Annotated in this window: 16 protein-coding genes; 7 read left to right on the top strand and 9 right to left on the bottom strand. The window is 47.8% G+C overall.

The window, feature by feature from the left end:
• Positions 1-43 precede the first annotated feature (43 nt).
• A complete protein-coding gene (locus PV783_RS30920; RefSeq protein WP_420990739.1) occupies positions 44-1,111 on the top strand; it encodes an NAD(P)H-dependent flavin oxidoreductase in 1,068 nt (355 codons plus the stop codon).
• Here PV783_RS30920 and PV783_RS30915 read toward each other — a convergent pair.
• From PV783_RS30915 to PV783_RS30900, 4 genes are read right to left on the bottom strand one after another with little or no spacing between them, the layout of a single operon-like run.
• Positions 1,101-1,652, bottom strand: coding sequence for a putative glycolipid-binding domain-containing protein (locus PV783_RS30915; RefSeq protein ID WP_420990738.1), 552 nt, complete (start codon positions 1,650-1,652; stop codon positions 1,101-1,103). The genes PV783_RS30920 and PV783_RS30915 overlap by 11 nt on opposite strands.
• A gap of 3 nt (positions 1,653-1,655) precedes the next feature.
• Complete coding sequence (locus tag PV783_RS30910) at positions 1,656-3,950, bottom strand: FdhF/YdeP family oxidoreductase (protein ID WP_420990737.1); 2,295 nt, start codon at positions 3,948-3,950, stop codon at positions 1,656-1,658.
• Positions 3,951-3,961: 11 nt separating this feature from the next.
• Positions 3,962-4,789, bottom strand: coding sequence for a formate dehydrogenase accessory sulfurtransferase FdhD (fdhD, locus tag PV783_RS30905; RefSeq protein ID WP_420990736.1), 828 nt, complete (start codon positions 4,787-4,789; stop codon positions 3,962-3,964).
• Positions 4,790-4,797: 8 nt separating this feature from the next.
• Positions 4,798-5,799, bottom strand: coding sequence for an NADP-dependent oxidoreductase (locus tag PV783_RS30900; RefSeq protein ID WP_420990735.1), 1,002 nt, complete (start codon positions 5,797-5,799; stop codon positions 4,798-4,800).
• Positions 5,800-5,946: 147 nt separating this feature from the next.
• Between PV783_RS30900 and PV783_RS30895 the strand changes: the two genes are divergently transcribed.
• A complete protein-coding gene (locus tag PV783_RS30895) occupies positions 5,947-6,810 on the top strand; it encodes a neutral zinc metallopeptidase (protein ID WP_079471900.1) in 864 nt (287 codons plus the stop codon).
• Positions 6,811-6,873: 63 nt separating this feature from the next.
• Here PV783_RS30895 and pncB read toward each other — a convergent pair whose 3' ends face one another.
• A complete protein-coding gene (gene pncB, locus PV783_RS30890; RefSeq protein ID WP_420990734.1) occupies positions 6,874-8,040 on the bottom strand; it encodes a nicotinate phosphoribosyltransferase in 1,167 nt (388 codons plus the stop codon).
• A 61-nt stretch (positions 8,041-8,101) separates the two neighbouring features.
• Here pncB and PV783_RS30885 point away from each other — a divergent pair, with 61 nt between their 5' ends.
• Complete coding sequence (locus PV783_RS30885; RefSeq protein ID WP_420990733.1) at positions 8,102-8,497, top strand: hypothetical protein; 396 nt, start codon at positions 8,102-8,104, stop codon at positions 8,495-8,497.
• A gap of 3 nt (positions 8,498-8,500) precedes the next feature.
• On the opposite strand, the gene PV783_RS30880 is transcribed toward PV783_RS30885, so the two are convergent.
• Positions 8,501-9,331, bottom strand: coding sequence for an ion transporter (locus tag PV783_RS30880; RefSeq protein WP_079471897.1), 831 nt, complete (start codon positions 9,329-9,331; stop codon positions 8,501-8,503).
• A gap of 90 nt (positions 9,332-9,421) precedes the next feature.
• Between PV783_RS30880 and PV783_RS30875 the strand changes: the two genes are divergently transcribed.
• Together PV783_RS30875 and PV783_RS30870 are read left to right on the top strand one after the other, a co-directional pair.
• A complete protein-coding gene (locus PV783_RS30875) occupies positions 9,422-9,868 on the top strand; it encodes a DinB family protein (protein ID WP_420990732.1) in 447 nt (148 codons plus the stop codon).
• Between the two features lie 4 nt (positions 9,869-9,872).
• On the top strand, positions 9,873-10,517 hold the full coding sequence (locus tag PV783_RS30870) for a phosphatase PAP2 family protein (RefSeq protein ID WP_420990731.1): 645 nt from the start codon (positions 9,873-9,875) through the stop codon (positions 10,515-10,517).
• Here the strand turns inward: PV783_RS30870 and PV783_RS30865 are convergent.
• From PV783_RS30865 to PV783_RS30855, 3 genes are all read right to left on the bottom strand, one after another.
• Entirely contained in the window at positions 10,506-11,027 is a 522-nt protein-coding gene (locus tag PV783_RS30865; protein WP_079471894.1) for a hypothetical protein, read from the bottom strand. The two genes, PV783_RS30870 and PV783_RS30865, sit on opposite strands and share 12 nt — an antisense overlap.
• A 442-nt stretch (positions 11,028-11,469) precedes the next feature.
• Positions 11,470-12,300 (bottom strand): phosphatase PAP2 family protein, encoded by an 831-nt coding sequence (locus tag PV783_RS30860; RefSeq protein ID WP_420990730.1) that lies wholly within the window; start codon positions 12,298-12,300, stop codon positions 11,470-11,472.
• A 58-nt stretch (positions 12,301-12,358) separates the two neighbouring features.
• A complete protein-coding gene (locus PV783_RS30855) occupies positions 12,359-12,862 on the bottom strand; it encodes an FUSC family protein (RefSeq protein ID WP_420990729.1) in 504 nt (167 codons plus the stop codon).
• 64 nt (positions 12,863-12,926) lie between these two features.
• Here PV783_RS30855 and PV783_RS30850 point away from each other — a divergent pair, with 64 nt between their 5' ends.
• Together PV783_RS30850 and PV783_RS30845 are read left to right on the top strand one after the other, a co-directional pair.
• On the top strand, positions 12,927-13,982 hold the full coding sequence (locus PV783_RS30850; protein ID WP_420990728.1) for a PCMD domain-containing protein: 1,056 nt from the start codon (positions 12,927-12,929) through the stop codon (positions 13,980-13,982).
• Between the two features lie 6 nt (positions 13,983-13,988).
• Positions 13,989-14,783 carry a porin family protein gene (locus tag PV783_RS30845; RefSeq protein ID WP_420990727.1) on the top strand — a complete coding sequence of 265 codons (795 nt, stop codon included), beginning with the start codon at positions 13,989-13,991 and terminating at the stop codon, positions 14,781-14,783.
• Positions 14,784-14,842: the final 59 nt, after the last annotated feature.

Raw genomic sequence — 14,842 nt, 5'->3', positions numbered from 1 at the left:
AACCCCTTCATTCCGTAAATTTATAGTACTAAACCTTTGTGTCATGGAATGGAAGAATGAACTGACCCGTATGCTGGGGATCATTTACCCGCTGATACAGGCGCCCATGCTGGGAATTACCACACCTGCTATGGTAGCCGCCGTGAGCAATAGCGGCGGAATGGGGTCTTTACCGGTAGGCGGACTGCCACCTGAAAAAATAACGGCACTCATCCGGGAGGTAAAGGGATTAACACAACAACCGTTTGCCGTAAACCTCTTTGTTTATGAGCCCGCGGAGCATTACGACCGGAAAACATTTGAAGATATGCAGGAGTTCCTGCAATTCCTGTATGGTGCCAACAGGCTTGCCGCTGCACCGGTGAATTTCGACGAAGTACCTTTTTATTCATGGAGAGACCAGCTGCCGGTTATCCTCGCAGCTGGTATAAAATATGTGAGCTTTACATTTGGTATGCCTGATGAAGCGGGGTTCCGGCTGCTGAAAGAGCATCATGTGTTGCTGATGGGAACGGCCACCTCGGTGGAAGAAGCGACCGTACTTGCTTCGGCCGGCACGGATGTGGTGATTGCACAGGGCATTGAAGCCGGTGGTCACCGGGGGGCATTCCTGCCGGGAAAGCTGCCGCAGGTAGGCACGCTTGCGTTGGTGCCACAGATCGTAGATCGTGTACACGTACCCGTTATTGCCGCCGGGGGAATAATGGATGGCAGGGGAGTAGCTGCCGCAAAAATGCTGGGCGCCGCCGGCGTTCAATTGGGCAGCCTGTTCCTCAGGGCGCATGAAAGTCTTGCTACACCTGCACATAAAGCGGCATTGGCCGATATAACGGACACGGATACACTGCTCACCCGTGCATTATCCGGTCGTTGGGCAAGAGGCGTCCGCAATACCCTGATCACGGAAATAGAAGCCTCCGGACTACCCATCAGCGAATATCCTTACCAGGATGCGTTAACGCAGCCCATCCGTAAAGCAGCCAGGGAATTGGATAATCCTGCGTTTGTAAATATGTGGGCCGGGCAGGCAGCCGGGAAAGCGCGTGCCTGGAGTACTGCAGATATTTTTGCGGAGCTGGTCCGTGAAACAGCGTTGCTCTTTAATAAGTAACGCGTTGGAAGATCCCGGGATAATCTTTCACAATATCATTTTCATCAAAGGGCAGTGCTGCTGTGAAATCCGTGGATACATTATCGTACAGGTATTCATGCTGGCCGGTGCGGGTATAGCGTTGCTGTACTTTCTGCAGTTCAAATTCCGGGAGGTTGATGTACAGCATATCCAGCAGTTTACTTTCCTGTAATTCAAACTGCAGTCTTTTCACGGGCAGTGTATTGGTAAAAGGAGTCAGTGAAATATCAATGTCGATGCAGTTATCAAAGGCGTCGATGTGGTTATTATCTTTATCAAACCAATGACCATGCAGGTCTGAAGTGAGCTTTAGTTCTGTTGGGGTGAGCCCTTCCTGTTTAATATGAAAGGACGACACCTGCCATGATGCGGTAATCTCTATTTTATAATGAATACAAAATGGTTGTTGATCTCTTACTCCGTTGATACAACCGGTAGCGAGTTTTCCCGTTCCACTTTCCTGCAGCGTAAAATATTCAGTTGCCGGCCATAATAATGCCTGCCATATAATGGGTTGCATGCGCTAGTTTTTTATAGTCGATGATTTTATTTTGATGATCACCAGTTTTGATGTGGGCGTATTGCTTTTATCTGCTACGCTGTCCACCGGCACCAGTACGTTGGTTTCCGGGAAATAGGTAGCGGTACATTTTTCAGGTATGTGATAAGATACAATAATGAAGCCATATGCTACACGTTCTTTGCCACCGTGATAGTTGTAGAGATCTACCACATCGCCCGGATGGAATCCGGCAGCGGCAATATCCGCAGGATGCATGAATATTACCCGCCGCTCGTGGTATACACCGCGGTAACGGTCGTCCAGCCCGTATATAGTTGTATTGAACTGATCATGGCTGCGGATGGTCATCATCATATACTCGTCGATGGCCAGCGGTGTGGTTAGTACATCCGCGATGTTGAAATTGGCTTTGCCATTGTAGGTATTGAACCGTCCGTCCCGCGCGCCATTGGGCAGATAGAACCCTCCCGGATGCCTCACTCTTTTATTGTAATTATCGAAGCCCGGAATTACTTTTTCAATATCGTTGCGTATGTGATCATAGTGCCGGGCATAGTCTGCCCAGGGTACGCGCGACTTCTCACCGAACAGGGTCATGGCCAGTTCGCAGACAATCACCGGTTCACTTCTCATATCGTTGGATACCGGTTGCAGGTTACCTTTCGACATCTGGATAACGCCCATAGAGTTTTCGCAGGTCACAAATTGTTGTTCGCCGTGTTGGATATCTTTATCACTGCGACCGAGGCAGGGCAGTATCAGGGCTTCTTTGCCATGCACCACATGGCTGCGGTTTAATTTCGTAGATACGTGCACGGTAAGATCGCAGTTGCGCAGCGCCTCCGCGGTATACAATGTGTCCGGCGTAGCCGAAAGAAAGTTGCCGCCCATCGCCATAAACACTTTGGCATCTCCGCGGTGCATGGCGTTGATGGCATGTACCACGTCGTAGCCGTGTGCCCGTGGCGGCTGAAATCCGTATACGGCGTTAATCTTGTTGAGAAGGGCTGCGGATGGTTGCTCATAAATGCCCATCGTCCGGTCGCCCTGTACATTGCTATGCCCGCGTACCGGGCAGGTACCTGCTCCGGGTTTGCCGATACTGCCTTTCAGCAGCAGCAGGTTCACTACTTCGCGGATCGTGTCTACTGCATTTTTGTGTTGGGTGAGTCCCATTGCCCAGCAGGCGATGATCTTCTTTTTATGGAACAGGGCTTGTGCTGCCTGTTGAATGAGTTCGGGCGCTACGCCGCTATCCGCTATCAGTTTCGGGAGCGACTGCGTTTTCAGATGGGCGATATAATCTTCATAGCCCTGGGTATTTCCGGCTATAAATTCCTGGTCGAATACACTGCCGGGCAAACGTTCTTCTTCCTGTAGCATCAGCAGCGATAAGGCTTTCAGCAGAGCCATATCTCCATTGATCTTTACCTGCACAAAAATATCTGTGAGATGTGTTTTTATATTTAATACCCCTTTAACGGTTTGTGGATTCAGGAAATTCAGCAGACCTGTTTCGGGTAAAGGATTTACCGATATGATGGTGGCGCCGTTGGCCTTTGCTTTCTGCAAAGCCGTGAGCATGCGCGGGTGGTTGGTTCCTGGATTTTGTCCTAATATGATAAGGACTTCTGCCTCGTGTATATCTTCCAAAGTAACAGATCCTTTACCTATTCCCACTGCATCATTCAGGGCTACGCCACTGGATTCATGGCACATATTGGAACAGTCGGGCAGGTTGTTGGTGCCATATTCGCGGACCATTAACTGGTACAGGAAAGCCGCTTCATTGCTGGTTCTGCCGGAGGTGTAAAATACGGCTTCATCTGGTGAGGATAATTTATGAAGATGACCGGCAATAATTTTATAAGCGTCTGCCCACGCGATGGGCGTATAATGTGTGGCGCCGGGAGCGAGGTGCATAGGTTGGGCTATCCTGCCTTTCTTACCTATTTCGTAATCCGTTAATTGTCCAAGCTCAGCGATGCTGTGCTGCGCAAAAAAACCGGGTAACAATTTTTTTGTGGTGGCTTCTTCTGCAATAGCTTTAGCGCCGTTCTCGCAATATTCCGCGATGCCGGATCTTTCATCATCGGGATCGGGCCATGCGCAGCCGGGGCAGTCGAATCCATCTTTCTGATTGAGTTCCAGCAGTGCCTTCATACCACGGAAGGCGTTCATTTCCCCGAGGATGTGCCGCATGCTGGACACTACTGCAGGAATGCCCGCTGCTACTTGTTTGGGCGGGCTCAATCTGATACCAGTGAACCGCACCGGGTTTTCTGCACTATCCATAACACGTAAATTTATTTGACATCAATTCTTTCTGCTCCGCTGTAAATATTAAAACGTTGATCTTTCAGGAACCCCAGCAGGGTAATATTCCATTCAGCGGCCATTTTTACCGCCATGCTGGAAGGCGCGCCTATGGCGGCAATAACAGGTATCCCTGCCATTGCGGCTTTCTGTATCAGCTCAAATCCTGCACGGCCGCTGAGCAGCAGGATATATTCATCCAGCGGTGTTAACTGTTGTTGCAGGGCGGCGCCTATGAGTTTGTCCACCGCATTATGGCGGCCAATATCTTCACGCAGCAGGAGTAACTCCATGTTGCGGTTAAAGAGGGCGGCGGCGTGTAATCCGCCGGTAGACTCAAACAGCGCCTGTTCATTCCGTAATATAGCAGGCAACCCGAATAATTGTGCGGCTGCGAGGCGTAAGGAAGCGCGGTTAACGGAAACGCCTGTATGAATGGCGGCAATATCATTTTTACCACACACACCGCAGGCGGCAGTGGCGGTAAAATTCCGCTGGGTATTGCCCAGTTGAGCTACTATGGCTGGTTTCAGGTGAACGGTAGCAGCGCTGCCGCTATCATCTTCCGACAAAATAATTTCCTGGATGGCAGCCTGGTCGCGGATCACGCCTTCTGTAAACAGGAAGCCGGCGGCCAGTTCCATATCCTCACCGGGCGTACGCATGGTAACGGAAATGTTCTGCTGCCGGCGATTATGAGAAGGGCCATGCACCAGTCTTATTTCGAGTGGATCTTCTGTAGCAAGCGTATCACTGGCATCTGTGATATTTCCGGCGGCTACTTTTTTAATACGGGTATGAACAACTGCATTTGTCATACTCAAAATTACACTTTCACTACCATCTTACCGCTGTTTCTTCCCGAAAATAATCCGAGTAGTGCCGACGGCAAATGATCAAATCCTTCTTCCACGGTTTCGGTATATTTTATTTTTCCGGCCTTAACCCATTCCGACAATTGTTTGAAACCTTCGCCAAACCTGCTGGAATAGTTGCCGATGGTAAAGCCCTGCATGAGGATGCTCCTGGTTACCATAATGGGTTGGATACGTGGCCCCACGGGTATTTCCGTGGAATTATACAGGGCAATCTGCCCGCATAGCGGTACCCGTGCAAAGAAGTTGAGATGTTTGATCACGGCGTCGGAAATATCGCCACCTACGTTGTCGAAATAAATATCCACGCCATTAGGGCAGGCCGCAGCTATGGCGGCATCCATATTGGCGTTGCCTTTATAATCGATGGCGGCATCAAAACCAAAGGTATCTGTGAGCAGCTTTACTTTTTCAGCGCCGCCGGCAATACCTACTGCGCGGCAACCCAGTATTTTCGCAATTTGCCCAACAACAATGCCCACCGCGCCGGCAGCACCGGATACCACTACGGTTTCCCCGGCCTGGGGTTTGCCGATATCGGCGAGGCCAAAATAGGCGGTTAGTCCGGGTACGCCGAGCACACCGAGATAATAGGTAAGCGGAATGCTGTCATCGATTTTACGGAGATGGGCGGCAGGAAAAATAGCGGCTGTTGCCCAGGGCAGGAAGGGGTTGCCCATTACTTTATCTCCTGCTTTAAAAAGGACGCTTTTGCTGCTGGTCACTTCCGCCACGCCGGTGCTTTCAATCGGCTCGCCCACCTGGAACGGAGGGATATATGACTTTGCATCATTCATACGGCCACGCATATACGGATCTACAGAAAAGTAAAGTGGTTTTACCATTACTTCATCTTCCTGCAGTTCCGGTAAGATGGCATCTACTGTTTCAAAGTTGCTGGCTACAGGTAATCCTTTGGGCCTGGCGGCAAGGAGGATCTGCTTTATTTTCATACGAACTGGTGTTTATGAGTATGGATTGGTAATGATTACTTAACAGGCAAAAAATGCTTTTGTTTACCCTTAGGGAAAAGAGTGGAATTTACAATGAAAAATGTACATTCGGGGTAAGAATATTCACCCCTAAATTTAAAATCTACTATGCGTCTTGATGATGAAGAAATGAGCGAAAACGTCGAGAAACGGACCGGTGGCGGCATGCGCAAAATCGGTGTTGGCGGCGGTATTGGCACCATTATCATTATAGTGCTGGCATTGATCTTTAAGCAGGACCCGCAGCAGGTAATGCAGGCTGTTCAGCAGGTAAGTCCTGGCCAGGAGCAGGCCGGAACATCTGAAAAACTCACGAAGGAGAATGCAAGTCCTTTTGAGGTGATGTCTTCCAAAGTACTCCGCAGTACCGAACGGGTATGGAAGCAGGGGTTCCAGGAGAGGAACAAAACCTACGAAGTACCGGGCATGGTGTCTTTTGAAAAAGGTACCAATTCCGGTTGCGGCTTTGCGGAATCAGCCATGGGACCGTTTTACTGCCCGGCCGACCGTAAAGTGTACCTGGATGTTTCTTTCTTCAATGAACTGGAGCAGCAATTTGGTGTAAAGGGCGATTTCTCAAAGGCTTATGTGATTGCTCATGAAGTAGGGCATCACGTACAGAACCTGTTGGGTATCAGCAGTAAGTTACAATCCATGCGCTCCCGGCTCAGCGAAAAGGAATACAATAAATTATCGGTGATGCTGGAATTGCAGGCAGATTTCCTGGCCGGCGTTTGGGCCAACCGCGCCAATAAGATCAAGCCGTTCCTGGATCCGGGCGATATTGAATCCGGGCTGAATGCAGCCAGCGCAGTAGGCGACGACCGCCTTCAGCAGGCCAGCACAGGCCAGGTAGTACCGGATGCCTTTACCCACGGAACTTCCGAGCAAAGAATGTTCTGGTTTAAGAAAGGCTTTGAATCCGGGAATGTGGCGGAAGGGGATACGGGTATTGGCCTGGGGAACTGGTAAATGATAGTTTCCGGATTTGTTACCTGTATCATGCAGGCAAACAAATCCGGAAACAGTCCGCTGTTAAATATCCAGCATTTCCTTTGCCAGTTCGATCATTCTCGGATCGCCGGTATATTTCCCGTTCACATCAGATAACTTCACAACAGGCGTCCACCGGGTAGCATCTTCAGGCAGGGCCTCATACATCTTAATTACAATATTCAGGGCTGTTAACCCTACATCATTGGTAAAATTGGTACCGATGCCAAACGACATCCCTATCTTTCCCCGGCAATAGGCGGCGATATCTGCTACTTTCTCATAGTTAAGGCCGTCGGAGAAAATGATGGTTTTGCTGAGTGGGTCTACGTTCTTGCCTTTGTAGTGGATAATAGTACGGTCTGCAAATAAAATAGGATCGCCACTGTCGTGCCGCACGCCATCAAACAGCCGGGCGAATTTCTTATCAAACTGCTCAAAGAAAACAGGCGTGGTATAGGTATCAGAAAGCGCAATCCCCAGATCCCCGCGGTACACCTGTACCCAGTTTTCCAATCCAAGCATATTGGCCATTTTAAAGCCGTACTTAGCCGCATGGAACATAAACCATTCGTGTGCGTGGGTTCCTACGGGCTTTACGCCATTCCGCATGGCCAGGTGTACATTGCTGGTGCCAATAAAACAGCCTTCTCCATAGTCGCGCAGCGTTTTCACCACCAGCTTATGAACGGCGAGGGAATGCCGCCGCCGGGTGCCAAAGTCCGCGATGGTTATATCCATCTCTTTATATTTCTCAATTTTTCCCCGGGTAATGCGGATCACTTCCTCATCGGCTACCCGTTCCTGGCCGGTTAGCTGGTAATAGAGCTCACAAATGAGCGACATCAGCGGTACTTCCCAAAGGATGGTACGGTACCAGTAGCCATCTGCATGTACTTCCAGGTTTTCGCCCTGTTGTGCAATATGTATTTCAGCGGGATTATAGCGGTAGCCCTGTAAAAAATCGAGGTAGGTGGGATCGAGGTACGGACAGGTTACAGCCAGGTATTCTTTTTCTTCCCGGGTAAGCTGCAGTTCCTGCATGTTATTCACCGCTTCACGGAGGGCTTCCGCGAAGCCCGGCGGAAATGCGTGCTGTCCGCGGTTAATGAAAGTATAACGGGCACGGGCCTTCGGAAACAATTTGATAACACCATGTTGCATGGTGTATTTGTAGAAATCATTATCAAGTAGCGAAGTAAGGATCATATTTACCGTTTAGATTCACAATAAAATTATATTTTTGCGGCTAACCATATTGTTAATTACCATGAAGGAGATTAAAGTTAAATGGCCCCTTAACCCACAGGAAACCATATTATTCAAAGTTGATGCGGTGTACATGAAGACCAGGTTCAATGCAAAACAAGGTACATTGTATATTACAAATGAGAGAATTGTTCTTGAAGCCAATCCAATGGTGATGGTTTTGTTATTTGGTGTCATCGGTTGGTTGCTTTCCCGTAAAAAAATCACACTGGAATTTCCGTTATCTGAAATAACAGATTTCAGAAGAGGTAAACAGGGCTTTAACAAAAGAGTTGCCGAGTTTGACCTGATAGATGGCCGCAATATACGCATTGGCATTTCCGGTAAATGGGAACTTTTTGATGCTGCTTACCAGAAAGCAATGATAGACGTACAGCCTTTATTCAGTGTAAAATAATTTTCAGAGTTTATTACCGCAGTATTTGCAGAAGTCCGCATTGGCATCGTGTCCTTCACGCATGCAATGCGGACAAACTCTACGATCTACATCTTCGCGGCTACGTATCCTGCTCATCTCTACTGTTACGATCCCTGTAGGCACTGCTATAATTGCATAACCCATTATCATAATGAGCGCTGAAAATGCTTGTCCCAGTGGTGTTATAGGCGCAATGTCCCCGTAACCCACGGTTGTTAGTGTAACTACTGCCCAGTACACACTTACCGGGATGCTGGTGAATCCCGAATTGTGCTCAGACTCTATCACATACATGATAGCGCCTAAAACAACAGTTAATAATCCAATAAAAAAAAGGAAAACAAATATTTTACGTTTGCTTTGTTGTAAGGCAAGCGACAGTTGTTTGCTTTCATTCAGGAAGGGAACCAGTTTAAATATCCTGAAGATACGCATGAGCCGCAGTATCCGGATGGTGAGCAGGAAATGCGCACCACCATAAAAAGCTTCTACATAGGTAGGCAGAATGCAGAGCAGGTCAACAAGTCCGTAGAAGCTGGTGATATAAGCCTTTGGGCGGTAGCTGCACCATACCCGGAAAAGATATTCAAGGGAGAAGATAATAGTGAATACCCATTCCAGTATGTGAAACAAGCGTCCGAATTTCTCCTGCAAAGGCATCACGCTTTCCATCATTACAATAACAACACTGATCAGGATGGCAACGAGAAGGATAATATCGAACGCCCTTCCCGCCGGCGTGTTTGCCTCGAAAATGATGGTATGCCATTTCTCCTGGAAGGGCGTAAGTTCGCGTTTGTTATTGTCAGTCATCCTGTTGGGTTATGTACTTTAAACAAAAACATATCAGTTTATGTTTAAGGAAAACTTTAGATGATTGCGGGCTTTTCCTATCTTTAGTATATGCTAACCGGAATTTTAATTAATTTATTTGAGCGCGATCTCAGCAAACTGGAAGAAGAGATCGCCGCATACGAAACAGCAGCTGGCATTTGGCGGGTTCCTCCCGGGATAACAAATTCAGCGGGAAACCTCTGTCTGCATCTCTGTGGTAATCTGCAAAATTATATAGGCGCCGTACTGGGAAAAACGGGATATGTCCGCAACAGGGAGCTGGAGTTCAGCGCGCGGAATGTACCCACGGAAGACCTGCTGGTGCTGATCAGTTCTACCCGTCGTGTAATCCTTACCGTTATAGCCGGTTTAACGGCGGAAGATCTTGAAAAAACGTATCCGGAAAAGGTTTTTTCAAGTGCCATGTCTACCGGGCATTTCCTGGTGCACCTGAGTACACATCTTAATTATCATCTCGGACAAATAAATTACCATCGCCGGTTAACCCAGTCGTGATCCCATGAATGCCTTTCTCAAAAATTTCATTAAAGTATACCACCAGCTGAAATGGCTGGTGTGGCCATTTGCACTATTGGTAATCACAGTGCTGATAACACGGCTGGTAGTAAGCCGTCAGGATGCTTATTTCTTTATCAATAAACTGCACACGCCTGCGGGCGACTTCCTGTTTCCCCGCATAACAGAGCTGGGAAGCGTTGCTGCGGCGGTACTCATTTCGTTGTTGCTGCTGGTCATTAACAGGCGCGCCGGCGCTATGATGGCTACTGCTTACCTGTTTACCGCAGCTATCAGTTTCACGCTGAAAGCATTGATCGGCTTTCCCCGCCCGCACCGTTATTTTGCCAGCCGTTTACAGGAAATTTATTTTGTACCCGGCGTGTCGGTTCTTGATAATTTCAGGAGCTTCCCTTCGGGGCACAGCGTATGTGCGTTTACAGCAGCTACGGTGCTTTCCTATTATGCAAAAAACAAGTACTGGTCGTTGTTATACCTGGCACTGGCTATGCTGGTGGGATATTCCCGGATGTATATGAGCCAGCATTTCCTGGAAGATGTTACTGCCGGCGCTACGCTGGGCGTTGTCTTCTCTATGGTTTGGTTAAGCATCTTCAGGGGTAAAACGGCACAGCTGTCAGGACAATAAATCTTTTTTGTCCTCCATTTCCTGTATCAGCGAGTCCTGGTGCTGCCTGAGCATTTCATTATATAGTTTTGCGGGAGATGCCATTTCGGTGTCTTTTTCTTTGTGCCATACAGGGGCAGGAGTGTACCGTGCCCATAGTATTTCATAGCCGATGTAGATCTGGTATTTGCCTTCCCTCACATGATCGGTATGTCCCAGCCGGCGTTCCTCTCCGGGAGCGAGGTTTTCAATGAGGCGGGCCTGGTGCGTGGTTCCCATAGTGGTAGTGATCACCTGGTTAATCGCCACGGTCATAAACCTTTTGTCCGACAGGTTCTTTACGCTGCGGAGATATTTGGATACGCTGAATACACTGTTGGATACACCTATTATCCTGACCGCATGAATAGCATCTTCTCCCGCTATGGGCTTTAGTTTCTTTTCTTTAAAAGACGCACTGCGAAAGCTTTGGGTTCGGAAATGAATGTACCACAACATGAAAAAGAAGAAAATAATTACCGGAACATACATAATTAACAGCTTTTGAGGAGGGGTTTGTTAAACACAGGATCAGTTTTATTTTGAGTCGTTTGCAGGTCAAAGGGTTTTGATGATTATCATATTGATAATGCTAAAATAATGGGTCCGGCACAGGCAACTGTAAATTCTATGTTAATGAAAGCACGATATTTTGCACAGATCACTGGTTTTCTACGGGGCCTGTTGCAAAAATGAACATTTTTTTTTCACGTTAACAATTAAATCACAAAATTTCTCACGATAAACCCGCAACTTTACCGAATTGCCAAAAACAGGTGTTTGTAACCAGGTCAACTTTAGGGGTTAACCCCCATATACTCTTTCGTTAACACTCCAATTAATATTTTAATATACGTATTTTTCACATCCGGGACAGATGCAGCATCATAGCGCTGCATAGGCGTTATGACATGTTATATACTTATCAAGCTACTTAGCGGGGAAAGAAGATAAAGCTGAGGCCCGCGCTGTGAAATTGCGGGTTGTAATAAGGCATGATCACCTTATCCGTGGAGCGCGCAGGATCTTTAAAGAGCTGCCGTTGTATCCAGGGGTACATCCAATAGGCTGCTTTGGTACCCAGTACACCTATTCCGGCGCCGGCTACCACATCACTAAGCCAGTGTTTATTATTATACATCCTTAAAGCGCCGGTGGTGGTAGCGGCTAAATAGCCCGCCACGCCGTACCAGGGAGAAACGTCTTTGTATTCCTGCCGGAGATATTCTGCGGCGGCGAAAGCCGTGGCGGTATGCCCGGAAGGGAAGGACAGGTAATCAGAATGATCCGGCCGTTCTTCATGCGTACCGTTTTTTACAATTTCCACTGTACTGGCGGTAATCACCGCGGAAATACCGAGGAGGATGGTGCGGTCGCGCAGGTTGTGTTTTCCCTGTATGCCGGCGGCATTCAGGATATAAACAGCTGCAACGGGAGCATACTGCAGGTAGTTATCAATATGAGTGCGAAATTGAGGATGGTCTTCCTTGATTTCCGTTTTGGTAGTGGAGTTCAGGTCCCGGAGGGTTGGATTGCTGAGCGCAAGCACACCATAACCGATCATCGCCGCCGGAACGGCAATACCAGCAACGGTGGTATGAAACTGTTTTGTTTGCCAGGCAGGCAGCTGGCTCTTTTGTACAGGATACGTAAAATGGATGGAATCATTTCCGGCAGGCAGGGAATCTGTTTCCTGTGCATCAGCACAATAAGAACAGGAGAGGGCGCCTAATGCCAAACCTGTTGATAATATCATTTTCTTCATGCTTCACTCCTTGTAACAACAAAAATAGAGGCCGATTCTGAAGCAAATCTGTATCATTTTATTCCCCGCCGCGGTCGGGTTTGGGAAGGATCATTTCAGCGGTTTGTTTTGTATAACGGTTATGGAAGATGAAAGTAATCAGCAACCCAAGCAAACAACCGGCTAACACAGACAGTATCCTCGCCACCGCAGTATCCCATACATGTTCACCAGCCTCGTGGGTCATTACAATAATAGTGGCCGCCAGCGCTGTACGCGTAGCCGCTTCCAGGTTCAGCAGGTTGCAGATCACCACGGTAACAAATACAGCAGTACTCATCATCAGCAACATATTCGGATGCACCAATATCAGCAGGAACCCCGATATACCACCCACCACATTTGCCTTAATACGTGTAACCGCCAACGTTACTGCGTCTGAACCATCCGGGGATAGCACCAGCATCACGGAAATCAGCACCCAGATGATATCATTGTAATTTACTAACCACGACAGACCAAGCACTACCAGCACGCCGGTTACGCATTTGGCTGCATAGATTAATATTCGCCTGATTCTCATTTTGTCAATCATGATTGAACTTTTCACAGTTGGGAGTTGTTCTGACTATTTAACCAATAACGGCATGAAAATAAGGAAACTATATTATCTGACCACGCTGACTATTTTGTTACACGCCTGTATTAAAGACGCACCCATTAACCCGGAGGCCGATATTGAAACATTTACTATTGAAAAAAAATATCTTACTGCAGATATTTTTATTGATCAGGCAAACAAAAAGATTATGCTGAATCTCACACCTGCGGCTTTTAAAAGCGGTGTGACCCCTGTTATTACAACTTCAGCGGGAGCCAGCGTATCGCCGGGTTCCGGCGACTCACTGCACCTGGATTCCTCACGGGTAAGCGAATATATGGTGACCGCTGCAAACGGGAATAAGAAGATCTATACAGTTGAATTTGGAGGCATGGGAATATGGAAATGGGACTTTGAAACCTGGCTGTTACAGGATAAAGATAAATATCAATACGTAGAGGAACATGGCAGCAGTTCTTTCTGGTCGTCCGGTAATCCCGGCATAGCCCTGTCGGGTGTAAAGAAAGATCCGATGGAATACCCGCTGCGCGCTTCCTCAGATGCATATCATGGAAAGTCGTCCGCTGAACTGGTTACCCGAACCGGCACCGCTTTGTCGGCCCTGCTGGGCATTAAACTGTTTGCCGGTTCCCTTTTTGTGGGCGTATTTGATTCGAGAAATGCCATGACGGCGCCATTAACGGCCACACAATTCGGAGAACCCTATTCCGGTAAGCCACTGCGTTTTGTAGGGTATTATAAATATCAGCCGGGAGAACACTACCAGGATAAAGCCGGGAATATTATTGCAGGCATGAAAGACAGTTGTTCTGTATACGCAGTGCTGTTCAAGGGAACAACCAGGCTGGATGCCACCAATATCCATACATCAGACAGGATATTGGCTACTGCCAGCATACCGGACGGCGGTCCGCGCACCACATGGACCCGGTTTGATATTCCGTTTAAAACGGTACAACCATACACCGGAACAGAGAAAATGATGATGGCCATTGTAGCGTCTTCCAGTAAAGATGGCGACACCTATAAAGGCGCAATCGGCAGCAGGTTGGTATTAGACAGCCTTGAGATAGTGAAGTAACCGTAAATGAATAAAAGATTACAGCAGATGATGAATATAAAGATAACAGGAATGATGCTCGGTATGCTCACGGCTGCCACTGCGTTATTTGCACAGGATAACGGGCATGCACAAACGAATACGCACCGTTTTAAACGGGTATTGGAACATCGCATCCTGGCCGGATTTAATTTTGGTGGAACGGCGCCGGTGGGCCTGCCCAATACTATCCGCAAAATCGAAACCTACCGGCCGGAATTTTCTCCTTCACTGGGTTACGAGTTATCATACCGCAAAACTAAAAAATGGGGTGTTGCTGTAGCCGTGAAGCTGGATTATAAAGGAATGTTCACCAAAGATGAAGTACAATATTTTCCTACTATCATTACTACCAGCGATGGTGGCCGTTTTGAAGGAGATTTTACCGGTAAAAACGAAACCACTGTACGTAATGCCTATGTATCTTTTCCCATAAGCCTGGTATATACACCCGGCGACCGGTGGCGATTCAACCTGGGTGGTTATGTAGCCTGGTTGTTCAGCTCCAATTTCCATGGTAATGTTTCGGATGGTTATATCCGCAATGGCGGATCACTGGGAGAGAAGGTAAACATCACGGAAGCCACGTTCGACTTTGGCACAGAAGTGCGTTCCTTTGATGCCGGGGTGCAGGGCGGCGCTGCTTATCGTGTAGGCAGGAAACTCAGCGTGGATGGGAACCTCAACTGGGGGTTACGTCCCATATTTCCGGACGATTTTAAAGGAATGGATTTCCCCTTGTACAATATCTACATGACATTAGGCGTAACATATAAGATATAGTTAGTTACCCGGTTATCAATAAAAAAAGCAGCAGCGACTATGTCACTGCTGCTTTTTTT

It is taken from the genome of Chitinophaga sp. CC14 (assembly GCF_048957795.1).
Lineage (GTDB): Bacteria > Bacteroidota > Bacteroidia > Chitinophagales > Chitinophagaceae > Chitinophaga > Chitinophaga ginsengisegetis.
This window is presented reverse-complemented; position numbering and strand designations above follow the sequence as displayed.